This window comes from Promicromonospora sukumoe 327MFSha3.1, assembly GCF_000385135.1.
In the GTDB taxonomy this organism is placed as follows: domain Bacteria; phylum Actinomycetota; class Actinomycetes; order Actinomycetales; family Cellulomonadaceae; genus Promicromonospora; species Promicromonospora sukumoe_B.
Genome location: NZ_ARQM01000010.1, coordinates 1 through 21,986, shown reverse-complemented (window position 1 = coordinate 21,986; position 21,986 = coordinate 1). Strand labels below are relative to the sequence as shown.

18 protein-coding genes and 1 rRNA gene are annotated in these 21,986 nt (G+C 73.9%); 2 read left to right on the top strand and 17 right to left on the bottom strand.

Annotated features, from left to right (window positions below):
- Positions 1-286 precede the first annotated feature (286 nt).
- The 7 genes from H291_RS0103750 to H291_RS0103715 all read right to left on the bottom strand — a co-directional run bounded on the left by H291_RS0103750 (position 287) and on the right by H291_RS0103715 (position 10,171).
- Entirely contained in the window at positions 287-1,051 is a 765-nt protein-coding gene (locus H291_RS0103750; protein ID WP_157236702.1) for a hypothetical protein, read from the bottom strand.
- Positions 1,048-3,897 (bottom strand): ATP-binding cassette domain-containing protein, encoded by a 2,850-nt coding sequence (locus H291_RS34410; RefSeq protein WP_232215984.1) that lies wholly within the window; start codon positions 3,895-3,897, stop codon positions 1,048-1,050. The genes H291_RS0103750 and H291_RS34410 overlap by 4 nt, the downstream gene beginning before the upstream one ends.
- An 86-nt stretch (positions 3,898-3,983) precedes the next feature.
- A complete protein-coding gene (locus tag H291_RS0103735) occupies positions 3,984-4,958 on the bottom strand; it encodes an NAD-dependent epimerase/dehydratase family protein (protein WP_026365364.1) in 975 nt (324 codons plus the stop codon).
- A complete protein-coding gene (locus H291_RS32205; protein WP_020013639.1) occupies positions 4,955-6,853 on the bottom strand; it encodes a class I adenylate-forming enzyme family protein in 1,899 nt (632 codons plus the stop codon). Before H291_RS32205 ends, H291_RS0103735 begins: the two co-directional genes overlap by 4 nt.
- Entirely contained in the window at positions 6,850-8,118 is a 1,269-nt protein-coding gene (locus H291_RS0103725) for a cytochrome P450 (protein WP_020013638.1), read from the bottom strand. The genes H291_RS32205 and H291_RS0103725 overlap by 4 nt, the downstream gene beginning before the upstream one ends.
- Positions 8,119-8,219: 101 nt before the next feature.
- Complete coding sequence (locus H291_RS0103720) at positions 8,220-9,002, bottom strand: glycosyltransferase (RefSeq protein WP_020013637.1); 783 nt, start codon at positions 9,000-9,002, stop codon at positions 8,220-8,222.
- Positions 8,996-10,171, bottom strand: coding sequence for a 3-oxoacyl-ACP synthase III family protein (locus tag H291_RS0103715; RefSeq protein ID WP_232215983.1), 1,176 nt, complete (start codon positions 10,169-10,171; stop codon positions 8,996-8,998). Before H291_RS0103715 ends, H291_RS0103720 begins: the two co-directional genes overlap by 7 nt.
- A 79-nt stretch (positions 10,172-10,250) precedes the next feature.
- On the opposite strand from H291_RS0103715, the gene H291_RS0103710 reads away from it, so the two are divergent.
- Positions 10,251-11,522 carry a cytochrome P450 gene (locus H291_RS0103710; protein WP_232215982.1) on the top strand — a complete coding sequence of 424 codons (1,272 nt, stop codon included), beginning with the start codon at positions 10,251-10,253 and terminating at the stop codon, positions 11,520-11,522.
- Between the two features lie 16 nt (positions 11,523-11,538).
- Here H291_RS0103710 and H291_RS0103705 read toward each other — a convergent pair whose 3' ends face one another.
- From H291_RS0103705 to ilvD, 5 genes are all read right to left on the bottom strand, one after another.
- Entirely contained in the window at positions 11,539-12,501 is a 963-nt protein-coding gene (locus tag H291_RS0103705) for an ABC transporter ATP-binding protein (protein WP_020013634.1), read from the bottom strand.
- Complete coding sequence (locus H291_RS0103700) at positions 12,498-13,334, bottom strand: ABC transporter permease (RefSeq protein ID WP_020013633.1); 837 nt, start codon at positions 13,332-13,334, stop codon at positions 12,498-12,500. Before H291_RS0103700 ends, H291_RS0103705 begins: the two co-directional genes overlap by 4 nt.
- The gene (locus tag H291_RS0103695) at positions 13,327-14,145 is read right to left on the bottom strand and encodes an ABC transporter permease (RefSeq protein WP_020013632.1); all 819 of its coding nucleotides are present in this window, start codon (positions 14,143-14,145) and stop codon (positions 13,327-13,329) included. The genes H291_RS0103700 and H291_RS0103695 overlap by 8 nt, the downstream gene beginning before the upstream one ends.
- Positions 14,146-14,199: 54 nt before the next feature.
- Positions 14,200-14,871, bottom strand: coding sequence for a VOC family protein (locus tag H291_RS0103690; RefSeq protein ID WP_020013631.1), 672 nt, complete (start codon positions 14,869-14,871; stop codon positions 14,200-14,202).
- 175 nt (positions 14,872-15,046) lie between these two features.
- The gene (gene ilvD, locus H291_RS0103685; RefSeq protein ID WP_020013630.1) at positions 15,047-16,909 is read right to left on the bottom strand and encodes a dihydroxy-acid dehydratase; all 1,863 of its coding nucleotides are present in this window, start codon (positions 16,907-16,909) and stop codon (positions 15,047-15,049) included.
- A 215-nt stretch (positions 16,910-17,124) separates the two neighbouring features.
- Here ilvD and H291_RS0103680 point away from each other — a divergent pair, with 215 nt between their 5' ends.
- Positions 17,125-17,559 (top strand): CBS domain-containing protein, encoded by a 435-nt coding sequence (locus tag H291_RS0103680; RefSeq protein WP_026365362.1) that lies wholly within the window; start codon positions 17,125-17,127, stop codon positions 17,557-17,559.
- 27 nt (positions 17,560-17,586) lie between these two features.
- Here the strand turns inward: H291_RS0103680 and H291_RS0103675 are convergent, their stop codons facing one another.
- The 5 genes from H291_RS0103675 to rrf all read right to left on the bottom strand — a co-directional run bounded on the left by H291_RS0103675 (position 17,587) and on the right by rrf (position 21,872).
- Positions 17,587-18,171, bottom strand: coding sequence for a GNAT family N-acetyltransferase (locus tag H291_RS0103675; protein ID WP_020013628.1), 585 nt, complete (start codon positions 18,169-18,171; stop codon positions 17,587-17,589).
- Positions 18,172-18,244: 73 nt separating this feature from the next.
- Entirely contained in the window at positions 18,245-19,765 is a 1,521-nt protein-coding gene (gene gatB, locus H291_RS0103670; RefSeq protein ID WP_020013627.1) for an Asp-tRNA(Asn)/Glu-tRNA(Gln) amidotransferase subunit GatB, read from the bottom strand.
- On the bottom strand, positions 19,762-21,303 hold the full coding sequence (gene gatA, locus H291_RS0103665) for an Asp-tRNA(Asn)/Glu-tRNA(Gln) amidotransferase subunit GatA (RefSeq protein WP_020013626.1): 1,542 nt from the start codon (positions 21,301-21,303) through the stop codon (positions 19,762-19,764). Before gatA ends, gatB begins: the two co-directional genes overlap by 4 nt.
- A 1-nt stretch (position 21,304) precedes the next feature.
- Entirely contained in the window at positions 21,305-21,601 is a 297-nt protein-coding gene (gatC, locus tag H291_RS0103660) for an Asp-tRNA(Asn)/Glu-tRNA(Gln) amidotransferase subunit GatC (RefSeq protein ID WP_020013625.1), read from the bottom strand.
- 154 nt (positions 21,602-21,755) lie between these two features.
- Positions 21,756-21,872: ribosomal RNA gene (gene rrf / locus H291_RS0103655) — 5S ribosomal RNA — on the bottom strand.
- Positions 21,873-21,986: the final 114 nt, after the last annotated feature.

The window sequence follows — 21,986 nt, the reverse complement described above, 5'->3', positions numbered from 1 at the left end:
AACAAAAAAACCCCGGGTCCTTTGGTGAGAAGGACTGCCAGGGTGAGCGCGCGGACGATGCCTGTGCTGGGCCTAGGCCGCGCGCTCAGGAAGTACTACGAGAATGATCGTCTGCACGCCACGCACGTTACGCCGAAAACCAGCCGGTGTCACCCAGCGGGCCAAAGGTCCCACGATCCGAGACACCACGGCCGTCCGGCCGGGGATCACGGGGCTCGCGGGGAGTTCGGCCCGCTGCCCCCAGCCTACGTCTCGGCGTAGGTCCGGGCGTACGTCGCGCGTGATCTCAGCGCACGTCCCGACGTCGGAAGACCACGGAGCCGAGCAGGGCCACCACCACCGCGATGCCCAGCAGCAGGAGCCCGCTGTGCAGCAGCGGGTCCGCCAGCAGACCGTCGCCGGACGGGACCGTGCGCGTGCCGCGCACCCAGGCGTCCGCGTTGCTGAACGGCAGCCAGTTACCGACGCCGGCCGACACCCCCGGCACCACCTGCTCCTCGACCAGGAACCACGCCACCGCGAGCCCGACCGCCACCCACCAGCGGCGGACCAGCAGGCCGAGCGCCGCACCGCTGACCGCCGCGCACACCGCGAGGGCGAGCACGCGCACACCGCACCAGACGAGCGCCTCCGCCAGGTCCGACGGCGTGCCGCCCAGCACCCCGGCGCGCTCGTGCGTCCAGTACATGCCGAACGCGAGCACCGCACAGGCCGCCGCGATGCCGGGCACCACCGCCAGCCCGGCCGCCGCCAGCTTGGTCCAGTAGACGCGGCCGCGCCGGGGCTCGACGGTCAGCACCGCCCGGGTCCCGCCCGACGCCGCCGCCCCGGTCACCAGCAGCACACCCGCCACGTAGGCGAGGAACACCGACGTCATCGCGTAGAACGAGATCTGCCCCTGCTGGAGCATCGCCGCCAGCGTCGACGCCTCCGGCTCGAACGCCGTCATGGCGACCGCGAGCGCGACGTGCGCCAGCATCGCCACGGCGATCCACCGGATCGCCGGCCGCGCGGCGAACCGGCGCAGCTCGGCCCACAGCAGCCCCATCATCGCCTCCCCTTGGAACGCTTCTTGGCCCGGCCGGAACCCTGCCGGCCGGAATCCTGGCGGTCAGAACCCTGCCGGCCCGAACCCTGCCCCGAACCCTGCTGTCTCGTCCCCTGCTGACCAGGATGCGGCCGTCCCTGGTCCGCCCCGCCTCGGGGGCCGGGCCCCGGGCCGCTCTGTCTCGCGCCGTCCGGTCTCCCGCCGTCAGCTCCGGGATCGTCCGGCTCCGAGTCGTCCAGGTCCGGGTCGTCCGACCAGTCGTCGTGCGCGTCGCTGCCGTCCCGGTCGGTGTGGTCCGGTTCGGCGTCACCCCACTCGTCCTGGTCGGGATCGACGTCGCCCCGCGCGGTGCCGTCCGGATCGAAGTCGTCCGGATCGAAGTCGTCCAGATCGGTGTCGTGCAGGTCCGCGTCGTCCGGCTCGGTGTCAGCCAGGTCGGTGTCGTCCGGGTCGAGGTCCTCGAGCCCGGCGCGCTCCGCCTCGAGCCGTTCGAGCTCGAGGTCGTCCGGTTCCCGATCTTCCGCCCGCGCCGCCCCCGACTCAAGCCCCTTCGGGTCGCTCGCCGCATCCTGGCCGCCGGACGTCTCCGCCGCGCGCCGGCCCAGCAGCGACCGGGCCCCGTCCTTCCGGGCCGACAGCCGGGTCGCTCTCGCCTCGGCGGCATCCTGCTCCCGGGCAGCCCGGGCATCGGACTCGGCCTGCCTGGCGTCGAGCGCCGCCTGCCGGGCGTCGGCCCGCTCCTGTTCCGCGGCGGCCTTCGCGGACGCCTTCTCCGCGGACGCCGCCTCCTTGGCCTCGACCTCGGCCTGCTTCTGTGCCGCCCGGTCGTCGATCCTGGCCTGCTTCGCGTCCGCCTTCGCCTGCCGTGCGTCGAGCCTGCTCTGCTTCTCGGCGGCCTTGGCGTCCTCCGCTGCCTGCTTCTCGGCCTGCCTGGCCGCTGCGGCGGCGCGCTTCGTCTCGGCGGCGGCCTCCTTGGCCGCGACCTTCGCGTCCGCCGCCGCCTGTCGCTCGGCGAGCCGCGCCTCCTCGGCCGCCTGCTTCTCCGCGACCTTGGCGTCGAACTCGGCCCGCCGCTGGGCGAACCTCGACAGCTTCGGCGGCGCGTCGACCTCGCCGAACTCGGTTCCCTCGCCCTGCGCACCCGGAGCGGACGCCGGAGCCGGTTTCGGGGTGACCCGCGCCGAGTCCGCGGCAGGCGCTGCCGCCCTCGCCCCGCGAGCACCGGGCTTTGCGGCGGCGGGCTTGACCGCTGCGGACTTCCCGGCACCCGGGCTCTCGACCGCCGAGGTCGTCGTTGAAGCGCCGGCGGACTTTGCGGCGGCCGGCTTCGCGGCGGCCGGCTTCGCGGCGGCGGGCGTTCCGGCAGCCGGCCTTCCGACGCCAGGCTTCGGAGCACCAGGCTTCGCAGCAGCCTGCTTCGCAGTGGCAAACTTCCCCGCTGCCGCCTGCTCAGCGCCGTCCTTCTCGAGCCCGGCCTTCCCAGCCCCGCCCTTCTCGACACCGCTCGCCTCAGCACCACTCTTCGCATCACGGTCCTTCATCGCGCTGCCCTTCGCGACAACGACCCCCGCCGCGCCCCGCGCGGCAGCCACCACCCCGGCCCCCGCCTGCGGACTCGACCCCCGAGCCTCCTTGGCGGCGGCCCGCTCAGCCCGCGCCGCCTCCTTCGCCGCCGCACGCTCGTCCGCTGCCGCCTGCTTCGCGGCGGCCCGTTCGTCCACTGCCGCCTGCTTGGCCGCGGCACGTTCGTCGACCGCCGCCTGCTTCGCCGCGGCGTCCTCGGCCGCCTTCGTCTCGGCGGCCGCCTGCCGGGCGGCCGCCTCCTTGTCGGCCTTGCGCTGCTCGGCCGCCTTCTTCCGCTCCGCGGCCTTGCGTTCGGCCGCCTTGCGGGCCGCTCGTTCCTCGGCGCGGCTCGGCGGCACGGGCGTCGGCACCACCACGGGGCGCAGGCGTCCGACCACGGCGGCCAGGTCCTCCCGCTGGGGCACCAGCTCGCCCGCGAAGAGCTTCTGCTTGGCGAGCGCGCGGGAGATCTCCGCGGGCTCCGCGACGTCGTCGACGTGCAGGGTCTCGCCGTCGGCGCGCACCTTGAACCCCGCGGCGCGCAGGGCCGCGGCCGCCTTCGCCGGCTCGTCCACCCCCACGCGGACGCTCACCCGGGCGTCGCCCAGGAGCTCGGCGACGCCGCCCTGCGCGAGGACCCGTCCGGCGTCGAGCACGGTCACGGTGTCCGCGATCTGCTGGGCCTCGATGAGCACGCCGGTCGCGATCAGCACCGTGGTTCCCCGGTCCGCGAGGCGGCGCAGGGCCTGGCGGATCTCGCGGGTGCCCACGGCGTCGAGCCCTGCGCTGGGGTCGTCGACCACCAGGAGGTCGGGATCGCGCAGCAGCGCGGCCGCGAGCGCCAGGCGGCGTCCTTCGTCGGGCGAGTAGGTGCCGTAGGCGGCCTTGGCCCGGTCGGCGAGGACCACGCGGGTGAGCAGCTCGTCGACCCGGGCGCGGGGCACGCCGGCCGCGCTCGCGAGGAGGGCCAGGTTGCGGCGGCCGCTCAGCCGGGGCTGGAAGCCGGGGTCGCCGACGACGGCGCCGATGCGGCCCGCGAGATCGGGCAGGCCGTCGGGGACGTGGGTGCCGAAGATCCGCATGGCTCCGCCGTCCGCGTGGGCGAGGCCGGTGAGCAGGCGCAGCGTGGTGGTCTTGCCAGAGCCCGCGAGCCCGAGGAGCGCGTGCACGCCGCCGGCCGGGACCCGCAGGTCGATGCCGTCCACGCCCACGGCGCGGCCGCGTACCGAGCGGTACGCCTTGCGCAGCTCGAGCGTCTCGATCGCGACGCCGTTCCCTGGAATCACCCGCACAGGGTAGGGCATTCCGGACAACCGCCGAACGTGTCGGACGTACAGGTCACGGGAGGGACCTGTACGTCTGACACGTGGGGCTACCAGCTCATCGCGCCGTGCAGCGACGTCGGCGCGGGGTCCACGCCGAGGCGTTCCCGCAGCACCGTGAGGTCGTAGGTGCGCTCCATGGCGAGGTGGCTGATGGCGTAGCGCGTCAGCCGGGGCTCGCGCCCGGTCCACCGGGCCACGCGCTCGCCCACCCAGGCGAGCGCGTTGGCCAGCCGGAGCGGGATCTCCACCACCTGCACCGGACGGAACCGGGCGAACATCAGCAGCTCGAGCGTCTGGTCGAGGTCGACGGGACTGGCGTCCGCGACGTTCGCGACGAGCGGCCGACCGGCGGCGATCTCCGGCTCGACGTCCACGTCCAGGGCGGCACGCACCGCGCGGGCCAGGGTGTCGACGTGCGTGAGGTGCTGGCGCACCCGGCCGCCACCGGGGAGCGGCAGCCAGGCCCCGATCGCCGCGGACTCGAGCCGCGGCAGCAGCGTGGTGTCGCCCGGGCCGTAGACCGCGTGCGGCCGCAGCACGACGACGGGGCCGCGGTCCTCGCGCGCGGCGTCGGCCGCGAGGTACCGCTCGGCGGCGGCCTTGGTCTTGCCGTAGGGGTTCACGTAGCCGCGCGCGGGCGCCTCGGCCTCGGTCGCGACGACGCTCGGCGTCCGGGGGTCGTACACGCTGCCGGACGACAGGTGGACGAACCGCGCGTCCGGGAACGTCTCGCGGACCGCGCGGGTGCCCTCGACGTTGACCACCCAGGCGCGGGCGTGGCTGCCGCCGTCGCCGACGGCCGCGCCGCAGTGCACCACGACGTCGACGTCCTCGGGCCGGTCCTCCTTAGGCAGTGGGCCGTCGCGCAGGTCCCAGAACTGGTGGGCGACCCGGTCGAGGAGCTCGGCGGGCACCCGCGGGACGCGCCGCGAGAACGCGATCACCTCGTGCCCGTGCGCCGCGAGGTCCCGCACCACAGCCCCACCAACGAAACCCGACGAACCGGTCACTGCCACCCTCATGCGCGCACTGTACCCGCGAGTGGTGAAACCAGGTCGACCAGGGCATGACGGTCGGGTTTCCGGGAGCGGCCCGCCAGCGGTACGTGCGACGCCTCGACCACCAGGTCCGGCAGCGCGCCGTGGTCCAGGACCCGCCCCACCTGGGCCTCGACCGCCCGCGCCAGGTCCGTGCCGGCCCGCACCTCCGGGATGCCCTGGTTCCGAGGAGAGCCCTGGTTCCGGGGTGCGTCCCCCTGCGCAGCGTCCTCGGCGGTCACCACGAGGACCACCCGCTCGTCGCCGTCGGGCATGGGGACGCCCACCATGACGGCGTCGGCGACCACCGGCAGGTCCCGCAGCCGGGGCTCGAAGAGGCCCGGGTAGATGTTCACCGTGCCGCGGATGATCATGTCCCGGTTGCGGCCCACCAGCACGATCCGGCCCTCCGCGTCCTGGTAGGCCAGGTCACCCGTGCGGTGCTCGGTCGCCCGGGGCTTGCCGGCGTCGAGGTCCGCCAGGTACCCCGCCATCAGGGACGGCCCCGTGAGCACCAGCTCCCCCACCACGGGGGCCTCGCCGGGGGCCCCTGCTCCGCCGTCCGCGCCGGCTCTGGCGTCCGCGCCGCCCCCAGAACCAGCCCCGGGCGGGTCCTCGTCCAGTCCGACGACGGCGGTGTCGATCCGCACGCCGATGCCGTCCAGCGGGCGGCCCACGAGATCGCCCGACGCTTCGCCGGCCGTCCCGGATCCGCTGGCGGCCGCGATCTTCTCGTCGGCGTCGGTCATCGCGGCGGGCAGGATCTCGGTCGCGCCGTAGACGGCGATCCAGCGCGTGCCCGGCAGGACCCGCCGGCCGCGTTCGAGCAGCGCGACGGTCACCGGCGCGGCCCCGACCGCGAGCACGGCCGGGCCGACGGCACTGCCCGCAGCCGGGCCGGCCGCGGAGTCCACACCACTGCCCGCACCAACACCGCCCGGATCACCGTCCGCGCCCTGAGCCTCCAGGACGTCGAGCAGCGCGGTCACGTCGGCGGGCACCAGGAACGACGAGTCGGCGCCCGCGACCCCGCGCGCGAACGCCGCGGGGTCGTCCTTGGGCGCGCGCGCCGGGATCTCCCACGTGCCGCCCGACAGGACCGCCGGGAGCCCGAGGAACATCTGGTCGGTGTGCGCCCGCTGGCCGGTCCGCAGCCCGCCCACCTGGGCGAACAGACCCAGCATGCCGCCGAGCGTGCCGGCCGTGTGCACCACGGCCTTGGGCTCGGCCGTGGTCCCGGACGTGAAGACGATCAGGGCCGGGTCGCCGCCGTCCGCCCTGCCGTCGGGCCCGCCCTCGGCCCCTCCGTCCGCCGTCGGGAACCCCGCCGTCCGAAGCCCCGCCGTCCGGAGCCCCGCCGTCGGACGAACGTCGTCAGCAAGAACCCGAGCCGCACGCCGCGCACCCCGCGGGACCCCGGGCAGCCACCTGCCGGAGTACAGGTGCCGCACGGGCAGCCGCCCGTAGTCGGGCAGCAGGAGCCCGCGCGACCGGGCGATGCCGCGCAGGGGCCCCGACGACGCCGCGTAGAGCAGCGCCTCGGTCGCCGCCCAGCGCGGCCGCGCCGCCGCGATCCGGGCCGCGAACAGCTCCGGCGTCGAGCCCGGGTCCACGAAGACGACGGCGCCGCCCGCGCGCAGGATCGCGAGGCACAGGACGACACCCTCGGGCCGGGGCCGGATGCTGAACAGCACCCGGTCGCCGGGCTCCATGCCCAGCGCCCGCAGCCCGGACGCCGTCCGCTCGACGCGCTCCGCGAGCCCGGCGAACGTGACCTCCTCGCGCACGCGGGCGCCGTCGCGGCCGCCGAACCAGCGCAGCGCCACGGCGTCGGGCGTGTCCCGGGCCAGGGACGCAAGCACGTCCAGGAAGTGGGTCATGCGCTCTCCCCCAGGCTCAGCTCCAGCGACCGGTACGCCGGGACCAGCACGCCCCGCGCGGCCCGGCGCCGCCCCACGACCGGGACGCGCCCGTCCGACGCCGCGGCCGCGAGCGCGTCCAGGACGGCGTCCACCTGCGCCATCGCGAGCGGCATGCCGAGGCAGAAGTGTGGTCCCGCGCCGAACCACAGGTGCCGCACCGCGGGGTCGACGGGCCGGTCGGGATCGAAGCCGCCGGCGGCCCGGCAGCAGTTCACGGTGGCGATCACCACGCGCTCCCCGGCGGCGACAGGCAGCCCGCCCACCGTCGCGTCGGCCCGCACCGAGCGCAGCATCGCGGGCGTCGGCACGGTCACGCGCAGCCCTTCCTCGACGGCCCGGCGCCGCAGCGCGGCGTCGTCCGCCAGCAGCCGCGTGGTCCAGCCGGTGTCGTGCGCGATAGCGACGAGCCGCGGCACGAGCGACTGGATGGTCTCGGTACCGGTGAGCACGAACGCGCCGACGGCGCCCATCGCCTCCCGCTCGGAGAGCCCGAGGTCCCGCATGCGCCCCGGCACGGTCGCCGGGTCCCCGGCGCGGTAGGCCACGCGGGCGGGCGCCGTCAGCCGCTCCAGCACGGCCCGCGCCCGCACCACCTGGGACCGCGTGAGCCCGTGGCGGTGCAGCCGCACCATGCCGGTGATCGTCCGGGCGGCCGACATCGCGGAGCGCACGGCGTCGTCCGTCGGCGGCAGGCCGACCATCCCGCAGATCACCGCGCCGGCCTGCGCCGTCACGGCGGCCGCCAGGTCGACCTTCTCCCCTGCGGCGAGCCGCCGCGTCAGGTCCGGCAGCACGCCGCCGCCGTCCGCTCCGGCGCCCGGCGTCCCGGCACCGCCAGCGACGTCCGCCCCGGACACCAGCTCCCGCACCGCCCGGGGTGAGAACAACGGCCCGAGCGCGCGCCGCAGCGCGGCATGCTCCGCGCCCTCCATGTTGAGCAGAACGGACGGCCCCAGCACGGGCGTCCACAGGTCCGACGGCGCTCCCGGGCCCACCTTGGAGAAGTGGTCCAGGTCGAGCAGCACCTCGCGCGCGATCGCGGCGTCGCTCACCACCACGCCGATGCGCGGGACCCGCACCACCGGGCGTCTCCGCGCGGACCGCAGCGCGGGATACGCGAGCGGGTGCGCGGCCCGCTGCACCCGCTCCTCCCAGACCCCCTCGGCCCCGGTCCCCGGGTCCCCGGTCCGCGCGTCCCCGCCCGCCCGGCCTCCGTCGACCACAGCGGTTCCTGCCAGAGCGGGCCCCGTACCGGCAGGAACAGCTGTGGTCGACGACGGCCCGGCAGCGGGCGGCAGATGGCCCTCCGTGGGTACGTCCGTGGTCATCGGATGTCCACGACCTCGGGCCGGTAGCGGTGGTCGGCGTACCAGCCGAGCGTCCGCACCAGGCCCCACGCGTGCACGCGGCGGGTCGACGCCCGCACCCAGACCTCGCGGTGCTCCGCGTACCGCGTCGTCAGCCGGCGCACGGCGTTGACCAGGGCGCGGTCCTCGTGCACGTCCTCGATCCGGGTGCGCGGGAACCCGCCCGCCCGCTCGTACAGGGACGCCGTGATCGCCATGTTGCAGCCCGGCGCCATCACGTACGGCCCCAGGTACCCCTCGTCCTGGTTCCCGGGCCGCACCTTGCCGAACGCGCTGGAGACCCACAGCGCGAACGACAGCACGCCCTGCTGGAACCGCGAGACCGGCAGGTCGTCCCTGCGTGGCACGAGCCGCCCGGCGACCAGCTCGTCGCCCGACGCGAATGCCGCGCGCACCGCACGGGTCCACCCGGGGGGCGGCAGGCAGTCGGCGTCGGTCCGCGCCAGCAGCTCGGCGCCCTGGGCGATCGCGGTCCGCATCCCCGTGTCGGCCGCGGCCCCGGTCCCCTTCTCGGGTTCGGTCACCACCTGCCAGCGCAGCCGCCCCCACTCGGCGATCGCCTTGCGGACGACGTCGGGAGTGCCGTCCGTGGAGCCGTTGTCCACCACGACGAGGTCGAAGTCGTCGTCCTCCTGGGCGTGCAGCGCCTCGAGCGTCCGCAGGATCCCGTGCTCGTGCGCCTCGTTCAGCGCGGGCACGACGACGGTGAGACGGGCTCTGCTCTCTCGCGGGTTCACCACCGGACCACCATCGCACCCATGCTGATGCCGCCCGCGAGCCCCAGGAGCAGCACCACGTCACCGCGCCGCAGCCGGCCCGACTCCAGGGCCGTCACGAGCTGCAGCGGCAACGTGGCCGAGGCCAGGTTGCCGTGGTCGGCCACCGTGACGATCGTCCGGTCGGCCGGCACGCCGAGCGCCGCGTGCACGTCGGCGAGGTAGCCGACGGCGACCTGGTGCACCGCGACGAGCGCGACGTCGTCCATGGTCACGCCGGCCTGGTCCAGCGCCTCCCGCACAGGGCCGGGGCCGAGCGCGAGGAACGCCTCGCGCAGCCGCGAGCCGTCGATCTCGAAGTAGCTGCGCTCCGGGTCGCGCGGGTTGACGGTGCCGCCGCCCGGCAGCATGCCGACGTCCCAGTGCTGCGACTCGGCGGTGAACGCCGAGCCGAGGATCCCCGACGGGCGGTCACCGGACGACACCAGGCCAGCCAGCTCGGCGGCCAGCTCGTCCTCGAAGCCGGACGGCGCCTCGGCCGCCTCCACCAGCACCGCGGCCCCGCCGTCGGACATCGTGTAGCCAGCCGCGGACATGGCGTACGTCGCCCGGTCGGGCACGTCCCACCGGACGCCGCGCGTCGGCATCTCGCCGCACGCGACCAGCACGCGCCGGTACCGGCCGGTCCCGATGAGGGCCTCGGCCACCTCGATCCCGTTGAGCACGGAGTTGCAGGCGTTCTTGACGTCCATCACGGGCGCCCGGACGCCCAGCTTGGCCGCCGTGATGTGGCTGGTTGCGGGCTCGATCATGTCCTGGGTCGCGGACGCGAAGATCAGCAGGTCGACGTCCTGGGGCCCCAGGCCCGCCCGCTCCAGCAGGGTGCGGGAGGCGGCGACGGCCAGGTCGGAGGCCTGCTGGTCGGCGTCGGCCACGTGGACGCGGCGCACGCCGGTCAGGCGCGACACCATCGGGATCCGGGGCGCGACCTTCGGGTTCCTGCGGTGCAGGTCGCGCTCGGCCTCGGCCACGTCGCGGCTGTTCTCGGGCAGGTGGACGGCCACCTCGGCGATGCGGGCGACGGGTCGCGGGCCGGAGCGTGGGCCCGGGGCGGGCGACTGCTGGGTCGACGGGACAGGCTCGGCGGATCGGGCAGGTGCGGGGCTCAGCACCGCGGCCGGTTCGGGAAGCACGCGCCACACGGTAGCGGCCCGACATCTCACGCTGGTGACGGCCGGACCCGCGGGTGCCGGTACGCATAGGGTGACGGCCGTGATCCAGACCTTCGCGACGACCCGGCACGAGCTGGGCCTGCTGTACCGCGCCCGGCCGGCGATGGCCGGGCTGCTCCTGGTGGGCACCGCGGCCCGGAGATGGCCCGCCACGGGCTCGCCGGTACGAAAGGTGCCGGGAATCGGCTGGGTGACGTCCGACCCGGTCGTCGCCCGCACCGTCCTGCGGGACCATCGTTCGTTCACGATCCTCGGCGAGGGCGGCGTGGGTGACCTCTGGACCCAGATCCTGGGCGACTGGGTGCCCGGCGTCTTCGACGGCCCCGGACACCATGCCCTGCGGTCCCGCTCGCGCGAGCTGTTCACGGAGGCAGGTTCGGCCGCGCTCGTCGCGAACACCTGGGGCCCGGTCCTCGCAGACGCGGGCGACACGCTGCGCGCGGGCGGGCGGGTGGACGTCGCGCGGCTCGCCCGCGTGCTGGTCGGCCGCATGATGATCTCGCTGCTCGGGCTGCCGGCCCCGGCCGACGCCGGCGACGCGTGGCCGAGCGACGAGGACGCCCTCGACGCCTTCGCCACCGGGGAGCGCCTCGCCACCGTCGCGCTCGGCACCGCGGGCTCCACCCGGCTCTCCCCTGACCAGATCGCCACCGCACGGACGATCGTCGAGGAGCTCACCGCAGGGGTCCCGGAGGGCTGGCGCACCGCACCGCCCGACCGGCTGCTCGGCCGGTGCCGCGAGCTGGGTCTGGGCCTCCAGGAGACGACGGGTCTCGCGAGCCTCCTCATGGTGGCGGGCACCGAGACGTCGGCGAGCGCCATGATGCGGACCACCGCGTTGCTCGTGGACACCAGCGAGCAGCACAAGCTGATCGCACGCATGTCCCGGGCCGTCGACGACGGCGCGCCGGGCAGCCTCCTGCCCGGCGAGGGTGACCCGGTCGAGAACGCGGTCCGCGAGGGTCTGCGGGTGACGAGCCCCGCGTCGGTGATCGGGCGCGGCGTCGCGCAGGACGTCGAGGTGGGCGGGGCGAGGCTGCGGGCCGGCGAGCGGATCATGCTCCTCGTGTGGTCGGCGAACGCCGCGGCGGGGCCGTTCCGGGCGGACCGGCCGTACGTGCCGGAGACCCGGCAGCTCTGGTTCGGGGCAGGCCGGCACCTGTGCCTGGGCGCGGCGCTCGCCAGGGCCGAGATCGCCGCCCTGCTGCGGACCCTCTGGGGCGACGGCGCGCCCCTGCGTGTGGTGCGCCGGCGCGCGCAGCGGCAGGTGCTCGTCCCCGCGTACTCGGAGCTGGTGGTGGCGCGCGCCTGACCGCAGGTCCCGGGCCCTATCGGGTGGCGCGGTAGATCTCGCGCACGACGTCCTCGATGTCCGGCTCCTCGATCGACAGGTCCAGCACCTCGGCCCGCTCGGAGATCGCGGCGAGCACCCGGGCCGCCGTCGTGCGCTGCGGGTCGAACGCGAGGCGCTGCCGCAGGCCACCGGAGTCGCTGCGCACGTGCTCCGCGCCGTCGACGTCGACCAGGTCCGGGCTCGCGGCGGCGAGGTCCACCACCAGCTCGCGGCGCGCGCCCACGGTGCGGGCCAGCCCGTCGAGGGTGCCGTCGAAGGCGAGCCGGCCGTGGTCCACCACCAGGACCCGGTCGCAGAGCCGCTCGACGTCGCCCATGTCGTGCGTCGTGAGCAGCAGCGTCGTGCCGTGCTCGCGGCGCTGGGCCACGAGGAACTCACGCAGCCGCTGCTTGGACAGCACGTCCAGGCCGATCGTCGGCTCGTCGAGGATCACGAGATCCGGGCGGTGCAGCAGCGCGGCCGCGACCTCGGCGCGCATGCGCTGCCCCAGGGACAGCTGGCGCACCGGCGTGGCCAGGAACTCCCCCATCTCCAGCATCTCGACGAGCTCGGCGGTCCGGGCGCGCTCGTCGGCGGCGGTCAGGGAGTGGATCGCGGCCAGGATCGAGAACGACTCCCGAACCGGCAGGTCCCACCACAGCTGCGAGCGCTGCCCGAACACCACGCCGATCCGGCGCGCGAGCACGCGGCGCTGCTTCAGCGGGTGCAGCCCCATGGTCGTGACCGTGCCGCTCGTGGGCACCAGGATGCCGACCAGCATCTTGATGGTGGTCGACTTCCCGGCGCCGTTGGCGCCGATGTAGCCCACGGACTCGCCCGCCTCGACGGTCAGGTCGAGGTCGTCGACGGCGACGTGCCGCGAGCGCCGCAGCCGGTTGCCGCGCTCCGGCCGCCCGGTGAACACCCGGGTCAGGCCCTCGGTCTCGATGACGTTCATCCACCCGCTCCTCGGTAGTGACGTAGGCCCCAGCGCCAGGACAGGGCCGCGACCCCGACCGCCCAGAGCGCCGCGACCGGTGCGCACCAGCCGAGCCAGCCCGGCAGGCCCGCGACTCCCGGCGCGCCGAGCAGGGTGCTGACCGGCAGGAAGGCCGCGAACGCCACGGGGAAGATCACCCCGAAGACCACCAGCAGGCTGCGCGGCCACACGCTCGGGGGCTGCGTGGCCGCGTACCGGCCGCCGTACACGAACGCGTTGGTCATCTCGGCGCCGTTGACCAGGAAGAACTGAAGCCCGGCCGCGGTGACGAACTGAGCCGTGAAGATGACGAACCCGCAGGCCAGCGCCAGGACCAGCAGCCCGACGGTGCCCACGGTCCAGTCGATGTCGTTCAGCACCAGGCCGACGGTGAGCGACGTGGCGCCCACCAGGCAGCGCCCGATGCGGCGCAGGCTCAGGTCGCTCGTGACGAGCTGTGCCAGCACCGGCTGCGGGCGCAGGAAGAACACGTCGAGCGTGCCCGCGCGGACGTACACCGGGAGGTTGTCGCAGTGCCCGGCCACGAGGTCGGCCAGGGAGAAGGCGAGGTCGGACAGGCCGAACACGAGCATGATCTGCGCGAGCGTGAACCCGCCGATCTGGTCCGTCGCCGAGTAGAGCACCCAGATCTCGCCGAACTCGATGAGGCCCACGAAGAGCGCGCCGACCAGGTCCATACGGAAGCTCGCGCGGTGGCTCGCCTGTGAGCGCGCCCGGCTGGCGACGACGGCCCGGTAGGCGCGCAGGGTCTGCCGGCCACGCGCCGGGGACCCCGCCTCCGGCTCACCCACCCTGCACCTCCAGCCGGCGGCGGCCCGCCCGCGTGGTCAGGTGCCCGACGGCGAGCACGATCGCGAGCCACAGCGCCTGCACGCCGAGGTGCTGCCAGGCCCCCGCCCCGGTGACCTGGCCGGAGAGCACGTCGACCGGGAGCTGCATCATCGACGGGAACGGCGTGAGCAGCGCGAGGGTGAGCAGCCAGTCCGGGAAGAGGTAGATCGGCGTGTACAGGCCGGCGAACAGCCCGGAGAACGACATGTAGAACACGGCGACGCCGCGGGACTCCACGAGCCAGAACCCCGCCGTCCCCACGGCGTAGATGCAGGCGTGCGAGATGGCGATGCCGAGCAGCAGGCTGATCAGGCCGAGCGCGTACGCGCTCGGGTCGGACGGCAGCACCATGCCGCCGATCGCGACCCCGATGAGCACGCTCGGCAGCCCGCGCGGCAGCAGGCCGAACAGGCCCTTGCCGACGTCGGTCAGCACGTGGGAGGCCTGGACGCTCACGGGCCGCAGGAAGTCGACGGCGACGTCGCCGGACTTGATCCGGGTCTGCAGGTCGCTGCCGCCCCACAGGTTCACGGACCCGAGCAGCCCCTGTCCCAGCCAGACGAACGCGGCCATGCTGCCTGCCGTGTACCCGGCCAGCTCACCGCCGGAGCTCTCGACGGCGGCGCCCATGATCGAGCCCTTGAGCACCCCGAACGTCGCGTTCGCGACCAGCCCGGCGAGCGTCGCCAGCGGGTACGCGGACTGCCCGCGGAAGCCCGCCACGAGGAACCGCCAGTAGGGGTTCCGGGCGGGTGGGGTCAGCGGGCGCACAAGCGCGAGACATTACCCGCCCACGCAGGCGAGCACATCTTTTTTCCGCGGGGCTCAGAACTCGCCCTGCCACGTGCACACGCACGCCTCGTTGCCCTCGGCGTCGGCCAGCACCCACCACGACGGGGCGTACTTGTCCGTGACGAGCCGCCCGCCCGCGGCGACGGCCGCCGCCACGCGGGCCTCGGCCTGGTCGTGCGGCACCGAGACGTCCACGTGGATGCGGTTGCGCTGCTCCCGGCGCTCGTCGCTCTGCTGGAACCAGAACATCGGCAGCCGGCCGTCCGTGTCGAGCAGCCGCCCCGCGGCGGTGTTCCCGCCCCGGTAGGGCTGCGGCTCGTGCCCCAGGACCGCCTGCCAGAACGCCTGCACCGCGGGTCCCACCACGGCGTCGACGGCGATGGCGACCTCGCGCAGCCCGGTCGTGTTCGCCGCGACGCCGACGTTCCGGGCGGCCGCCGAGATCGCGCGCGCGAGCCCGAGGTCCCGCTCGGACAGCCCGCCGATGTCGTGCGACCAGGTGCGCACCGTCACGGTCCCGTAGCGCAGGTCCACGTCCGGGTGGTGGTTCGCGGCCTCGGCGAGCTCGCCGATCCGGGCGACCAGCACCAGGCCGGTGGCGAACGACCCCGTGGTGAACCGCGCGAGCGCCGAGTCCTTGAGCACCCGCCAGTCGTCCGTGCCTTCCGCCGCCGTGAACTCGGCAGGCGTGATCGCGTCGCTCATGGGTCGTGCCTTCCCTCGTGCAGCGTCTCGTCCGGGTACCCCCACCATGGCACGAGACACCGACAGCCGATAGGGCCCCTGGTACCGCTCCCCGCCGGCAGCACGCCACCAAGGACACGTCCGGCGGCGGACCCTGGTCGGGTCCGCCGCCGGAGGCGTCAGCAGGGTGTGCCGGTCAGCTGCGCCGCAGCCGCGCCACGTCGCGCACCGCACCGCGGTCGGCCGACGTCGCCAGGGCCGCGTACGCCTGCAGCGCCGGCGACACGTAGCGGTCGCGGGCGACGGGCTGCCACGGCCGCTCCGAGGACTCCATCTTGGCGCGCCGCTCGGCGAGCACCTCGTCCGGCACGTTGATGTGGATCTTGCGGGTGTCGACGTCGATCTCGATCTCGTCGCCGTCCTCGACCAGGCCGATGGTGCCGCCGGCCGCCGCCTCCGGGGAGACGTGCCCCACGGAGATGCCGCTGGAGCCGCCGGAGAACCGGCCGTCGGTGATCAGCGCGACCACCTTCCCCAGCCCGCGGCCCTTGATGTACGAGGTCGGGTAGAGCATCTCCTGCATGCCCGGCCCGCCCGACGGGCCCTCGTAGCGCACGACCACCACGTGGCCCGGCTCGACCTGCTTGGTCAGGATCTTCTCGACGGCCTCGTCCTGCGACTCGCAGACCAGCGCCTTGCCCACGAAGTGGAAGACGTCGGGGTCCACGCCCGCCGTCTTGAACACGGCGCCGTCCTCGGCGAGGTTGCCGCGCAGCACGGCCAGGCCGCCCTCGACGGTGTAGGCGTGCTCGACGTCGCGGATGCAGCCGCCCGCACCGTCGGTGTCGAGCGACTCCCACTGGTTGTTCGTGGAGAACGCCTTCGTGGTGCGCACGCCGCCGGGGGCCGCGTGGAACAGGCCGAGCGCGCGCTCGGTGGCCTTGCCGCCGCGCACGTCCCAGTCGTCGAGCCAGGCGCGCAGCGTGGGCGTGTGCACCGAGGTGACGTCGTGGTCCAGCAGGCCACCGCGGTCGAGCTCGCCCAGCAGGGCGGGGATGCCGCCCGCCCGGTGCACGTCCTCCATGTGGTAGTCCGGGTGGTTGGGCGCCACCTTGGACAGGCACGGCACGCGACGGCTGATGTCCTCGATGTCCGCCAGCGTGAAGTCGACCTCGGCCTCCTGGGCCGCGGCCAGGATGTGCAGCACCGTGTTGGTCGAGCCACCCATGGCGACGTCGAGCGCCATGGCGTTCGAGAACGCGGCCTTGGTGGCGATGCCGCGGGGCGCGGCCGAGTCGTCCTCGTCCTCGTAGTACCGGCGGGCCAGGTCGACGATGGTGCGGCCGGCCTCGAGGAACAGCTCCTTGCGGGCGGCGTGCGTGGCCAGCGTCGAGCCGTTGCCCGGCAGCGACAGGCCGAGGGCCTCGGTGAGGCAGTTCATGGAGTTCGCGGTGAACATGCCGGAGCACGAGCCGCACGTGGGGCACGCGTTCTCCTCGACCAGGCCGAGCGCGGCGTCGTCCACGTTCTCGTCCGCCGAGTAGTTGATCGCGTTGATCAGGTTCAGCGGGGTCTTCGCGACGCCGTTCGCCACGACGGCCTTGCCGGCCTCCATGGGCCCGCCCGACACGAAGATCACCGGGATGTTCAGCCGCAGCGCAGCGTTCAGCATGCCGGGCGTGATCTTGTCGCAGTTGGAGATGCACACCAGCGCGTCGGCGGTGTGCGCCTGCACCATGTACTCCACGGAGTCCGCGATGAGGTCGCGGCTCGGCAGCGAGTAGAGCATGCCGGCGTGGCCCATGGCGATGCCGTCGTCGACGGCGATGGTGTTGAACTCCTTGGCGACGCCGCCGGCCTCACGGATCGCCGAGGCCACGAGGTCGCCCATGTCCTTGAGGTGTACGTGCCCCGGTACGAACTGCGTGTACGAGTTCGCGATCGCGATGATCGGCTTCCCGAAGTCCTCGGAACCCATGCCGGTGGCGCGCCAGAGCGCGCGGGCTCCGGCCATGTTGCGGCCGTGGGTGGACGTCCGGGAGCGCAGGGGACGACTCATGACTGTTCAGCTCCTTCGATGCTGGGTGGCCGTGCGCGATGCGGGCGAACGGCCTCGTCACGCTACCTCCGCTCCCCCGGGTCCGACAGCGAGCGTCCACAGGGTGACCCTCGTTCGCGAACTTTGCCCCTGTCTGAATTTCGCCCGGTGTCGTACCGTCGTAGCAGGGGGTCGCAAGGACGCGGCCCCCGCCGTGCACTCGATGGAGGTATCCGATGCGGGTGACAGAGGCATTGCGGCGCAAGGGCGGCTCGGTGGTCACCATCTCCAGGGACCGGAGCGTGCGTGACCTGCTCGCCCTCCTGGCCCGGCACCGGATCGGCGCGGTGGTCGTGTCCGACGACGGCGTCGCCGTCGACGGGATCGTCAGCGAGCGTGACGTGGTACGCCGGCTGCACTCGGACGGCGACGGCGTGCTGGACGGCCCGGTGGAGGCGATCATGACGGCCGCCGTGCACACCTGCGGCCCCGACGCCACGCTCGACGAGCTCATGCCCGTCATGACGGAGCACCGGGTGCGGCACGTGCCCGTGCTCGTGGACGCGCGGCTGGCCGGCATCGTGAGCATCGGCGACGTGGTCAAGCACCGGATCGCCGAGGTGCAGGCCGAGCGGGACCAGCTCACGGAGTACATCGCGGGCGGGCCGTAGCCCGCCCGCTCAGCCCTGCCCGCCCGCTCAGTCCTGCAGAGCCCGCCACTCGTCCTCGAGGATGCTCATCACGATCGCGTCGGCCCAGGTGTCGCCGTCGCGGTAGACGTCCCGCAGCCGGCCCTCCTGCCGGAACCCGAGCGACTCGTAGAGCGCCTCGGCACGCGGGTTGATGCTGAGCACGTCCAGGCTCACCCGGTGCAGGTGCGGGCCCGGGTCGCTCTCGACGCCCTCGAACGCGAACCGCAGCACCTCGTCGATGGCCTCCCGGCCGTAGCCGCGACCACGGTAGTTCGGCAGGAGCTGGAGCCGCAGGTTCGCCGAACCCACGGCCTCGTCGAGGTCGTTGAGCACGATCTCGCCGATCATGTCGTCGCTGACCGGCTTGCCGTCCCGCATCGCGGCCGGGCAGATCGCCCAGTCGTACCGGCCGGGCCGGTCGCTGACCGTGCGCGCCCACTCGTCGATCTGGTCGCGCGTGAAGACGGCCGTGGTACCCGTCAGGCGGGTGCCCTCCGGATCCTGGACGGCCTCCCACAGGCGCTCCGAGTCGCGAGCCTCGATGGGCCGCAACCGGGTCATGTCGCCGTGCAGGAGGGGCCCGCGGGTCACCGGCCCGGCCTCGCAGCCGGGGTCGGCACAGCCCGGGTCGGCACAGCCCGGGTCGGCACAGCGGCCCGCGACATCACTGGCCGATCCGATCCAGCACCAGCTCCCGGACGCGCTTGGCGTCGGCCTGGCCCTTGGTCGCCTTCATGACCGCGCCGATGATGGCGCCGACGGGCCCCTGGTTGCCGCCGCGGACCTTCTCGACGATGTCCGGCTGAGCCGCCAGCGCCTCGTCGATCGCGGTGAGCAGGGCGCCGTCGTCGGACACGACCTCGAGGCCGCGCGCCACGACGACCGCCTCCGGGTCGCCCTCGCCGGCCAGGGTGCCGTCAAGCACCTGACGAGCGATCTTGTCGTTGATGCGGCCGGACTCGACGAGGCCCTGCAGCTGCGCGATCTGCGCGGGGGTGACCGACAGGTCCTCCAGCGAGACCTCGTCCTGCTTGGCCCGGCGGGCCAGCTCGCCCATCCACCACTTGCGGGCGCCCCCGGCGCTGGTGCCGGCGGCGACGGTCGCCTCGATCAGGTCGATGGCACCGGCGTTGACGACGTCGCGCATCTCGGCGTCGGCGTAGCCCCACTCACCCTGGAGCCGCCGGCGGCGCGCGGTCGGCAGCTCCGGCAGCGCGGCGCGGATCTCCTCGACCCACTCGCGGCTCGGGGCCACTGGCACCAGGTCGGGCTCGGGGAAGTAGCGGTAGTCCTCGGCGTCCGACTTCACGCGGCCCGACGACGTGGTGCCGTCCTCCTCGTGGAAGTGGCGCGTCTCCTGGATGACCGGGAGGCCGGCGTCGAGCACGCCTGCCTGACGGGACACCTCGTAGCGCACGGCGCGCTCGACCGAGCGGAACGAGTTCACGTTCTTGGTCTCGGTGCGCGTGCCGAGGGGCGACTCCGGCGTCGGACGCAGCGACAGGTTCACGTCCGCGCGGACGTTGCCGCGCTCCATCCGCGCCTCGGACACGTCGAGCGCCCGGAACAGGTCGCGGAGGGTCTGCACGTAGGCCCGTGCGACCTCGGGGGCGCGGTCGCCGGCGCCCTCGATGGGTCGCGTGACGATCTCCACCAGCGGGATGCCGGCGCGGTTGTAGTCCACCAGCGAGTACTCGGCGCCCTGGATGCGGCCGGTCGCGCCACCCACGTGGGTGTTCTTGCCGGCGTCCTCCTCCATGTGCGCGCGCTCGATCTCGACGCGGAACACGGCGCCGTCCTCGAGCTCGACGTCGATCCAGCCGTCGTAGGCGATCGGCTCGTCGTACTGCGACGTCTGGAAGTTCTTCGGCACGTCCGGGTAGAAGTAGTTCTTCCGGGCGAAGCGGCAGCTCTCCGCGATGGTGCAGTTGAGCGCCAGGCCGATGCGGATCGCGTACTCGACGGCCTTGCCGTTCACCACCGGGAGCGCGCCCGGCAGGCCGAGGCTCACCGGCGTCACCTGGGTGTTGGGCTCGCCGCCGAAGGCGACCTCGGCCGCGCAGAACATCTTGGTGAGCGTGCCGAGCTCGACGTGCACCTCGATGCCCAGCACCGGGTCGTAGCGGCGGACGGCGTCCTCGTAGGCGACGAGGCTGGTGGCCGTGGCGGTCGACGGTGCGGTCATCGGGCGAGCTCCGTGGTCTTGAGTTCGGGTGCCTTGTTCAGGAGGGGGCCGCCCCAGCCGCTCTCGAGGGCTGCCTCGAGGGCGGCGCCGACGCGGTACATGCGGTCGTCCGCCTTGGCGGGGGCCAGGATCTGGAAGCCGACCGGGAGGCCGTCGTCCGACAGGCCGTTCGGCAGGGACATGCCGGGGACACCCGCGAGGTTCGCGGGGATCGTCGCGACGTCGTTGAGGTACATGGCCAGCGGGTCGTCGAGCTTCTCGCCGAACCTGAACGCCGTGGTGGGCGCGGTGGGCGAGACGAGCACGTCGGCCTTCGCGAACGCGGCCGCGAAGTCACGCTGGATCAGCGTGCGGACCTTCTGCGCGCTGCCGTAGTAGGCGTCGTAGTACCCGGCGGACAGGGCGTAGGTGCCGAGGATGACGCGGCGCTTGACCTCGTCGCCGAAGCCCGCGCCGCGGGTGGCGCCCATGACGCGCTCCGCCGTGACAGGGCCCTCGGCCGGCTCGACGCGCAGGCCGAACCGCATGCCGTCGAACTTGGCCAGGTTGCTGGAGGCCTCGGCGGGCATGATCAGGTAGTACGCGTCGAGCGCGTGGGCGAAGCTGGGGCAGGAGACTTCGACGATCTCGGCGCCCAGCGCCCGGAGCTGCTCGAGCGACTCCTCGAAGCGGGCGGAGACGCCGGCCTGGTAGCCCTCGCCCGAGAGCTCCTTGACGACGCCGACGCGCACGCCCTTGAGGTCGCCGGTGGCGCCCTGGCGGGCAGCCGCGACGACGCCGGGGACCGGCTCGTCGATCGACGTGGAGTCGTGCGGGTCGTGCCCGCCGATCAGCTCGTGCAGCAGCGCAGCGTCGAGCACGGTGCGGGTCACGGGACCGGCCTGGTCGAGCGACGAGGCCATGGCGATGAGGCCGTAGCGTGAGACGCCGCCGTAGGTCGGCTTCACGCCGACGGTGCCGGTCACGGCGCCGGGCTGGCGGATGGACCCGCCGGTGTCGGTGCCGATCGCGAGCGGCGCCTCGAAGCCGGCCACGGCGGCGGCGGACCCGCCGCCGGACCCGCCGGGGATCCGGTCAAGGTCCCAGGGGTTCTTCGTGTTGCCGAACGCGGAGTGCTCCGTCGAGGAGCCCATCGCGAACTCGTCCATGTTGGTCTTGCCGAGGATCGGCAGGCCCGCGGCCTTGATCCGCTCCACGAGGGTCGCGTCGTACGGCGGGACCCAGTCCTCGAGGATCTTGGAGCCCGCGGTGGTGGGCAGGCCTTTGGTCACCACGACGTCCTTGACCGCGATCGGCACACCCGCGAGCGGGTGCAGCTCCTCGCCGGCCTGGCGCCGCGCGTCGACGTCGGCGGCGGTCGCCAGCGCCTCCTGCGTGGAGACGTGCAGGAACGCGTTCAGGTCGCCGTCGACGGCGGCGATGCGGTCCAGGTGCGCCTGCGTCGCCTCGACGCTGGTGAGGTCCTTCTTGCTCAGGGCGGACGCGAGGTCGGACGCGCTGAGCCGGGTGATGTCGTTCGTCATGTCGCTGGTACCCATCTCACTCTTCGCCAAGGATCTGCGGGACGGCGAACCGGCCGTTCTCCTGCTGCGGGGCTCCGGCCAGGACGTCCTCCACGGGCAGCGGGGCCTCGGGGACGTCGTCACGGAACACGTTCGTCAGCGGGAGCGGGTGGCTCGTCGCGGGCACGTCTGCGGTGGCGACCTCGCTGATGCGAGCGACCGACTCGACGATCACGTCGAGCTCGCCGGCAAGGCGGTCGACCTCGTCCGGTCGCAGGTCGATCCGTGCCAGCGCAGCCACGCGCGCGACCTCGTCGCGGGAGATGGTGGACATGGCCGCAAGTCTAGTCGCCGGAGCGCGTTCGATCTCCCGCATCCGCGGCCCTCGGGTGTGAAATCTTCCCCGGAAACTGTCCGGGAATGCAGGTAGGGGGTGGGATCACCAACCCCGTCAGGGCTAGCAACCCCACCCCCTCCTGGGAATGGTTGTCCGGCGGCGTCCTACTCTCCCACCCCGTCACCAGGGCAGTACCATCGGCGCTGTGAGGCTAAGCTTCCGGGTTCGGAATGGGACCGGGCGTTTCCCCCACGCTATGACCACCGTAACACTATCGAGAACAAGCAAACCCACAACACCCAGACCCGCTATCCCTAGCAAGCATGGTGGGGGTTGGTGCCCGTGACTCGGGAACCGCATAGTGGACGCGTAGCACAACAAA

What these genes read in the sequence shown, in the direction of transcription:
- gatC (WP_020013625.1), bottom strand. Translation starts at nt 21,601, where the DNA reads ATGTCCACCATCTCCCGCGACGAGGTCGCGCGCGTGGCTGCGCTGGCA.
- ilvD (WP_020013630.1), bottom strand. Translation starts at nt 16,909, where the DNA reads ATGAGTCGTCCCCTGCGCTCCCGGACGTCCACCCACGGCCGCAACATG.
- H291_RS0103690 (WP_020013631.1), bottom strand. Translation starts at nt 14,871, where the DNA reads ATGAGCGACGCGATCACGCCTGCCGAGTTCACGGCGGCGGAAGGCACG.
- H291_RS0103680 (WP_026365362.1), top strand. Translation starts at nt 17,125, where the DNA reads ATGCGGGTGACAGAGGCATTGCGGCGCAAGGGCGGCTCGGTGGTCACC.
- H291_RS32205 (WP_020013639.1), bottom strand. Translation starts at nt 6,853, where the DNA reads ATGACCCACTTCCTGGACGTGCTTGCGTCCCTGGCCCGGGACACGCCC.
- gatA (WP_020013626.1), bottom strand. Translation starts at nt 21,303, where the DNA reads ATGGGTACCAGCGACATGACGAACGACATCACCCGGCTCAGCGCGTCC.
- gatB (WP_020013627.1), bottom strand. Translation starts at nt 19,765, where the DNA reads ATGACCGCACCGTCGACCGCCACGGCCACCAGCCTCGTCGCCTACGAG.
- H291_RS0103750 (WP_157236702.1), bottom strand. Translation starts at nt 1,051, where the DNA reads ATGATGGGGCTGCTGTGGGCCGAGCTGCGCCGGTTCGCCGCGCGGCCG.
- H291_RS0103705 (WP_020013634.1), bottom strand. Translation starts at nt 12,501, where the DNA reads ATGAACGTCATCGAGACCGAGGGCCTGACCCGGGTGTTCACCGGGCGG.
- H291_RS0103735 (WP_026365364.1), bottom strand. Translation starts at nt 4,958, where the DNA reads ATGAGGGTGGCAGTGACCGGTTCGTCGGGTTTCGTTGGTGGGGCTGTG.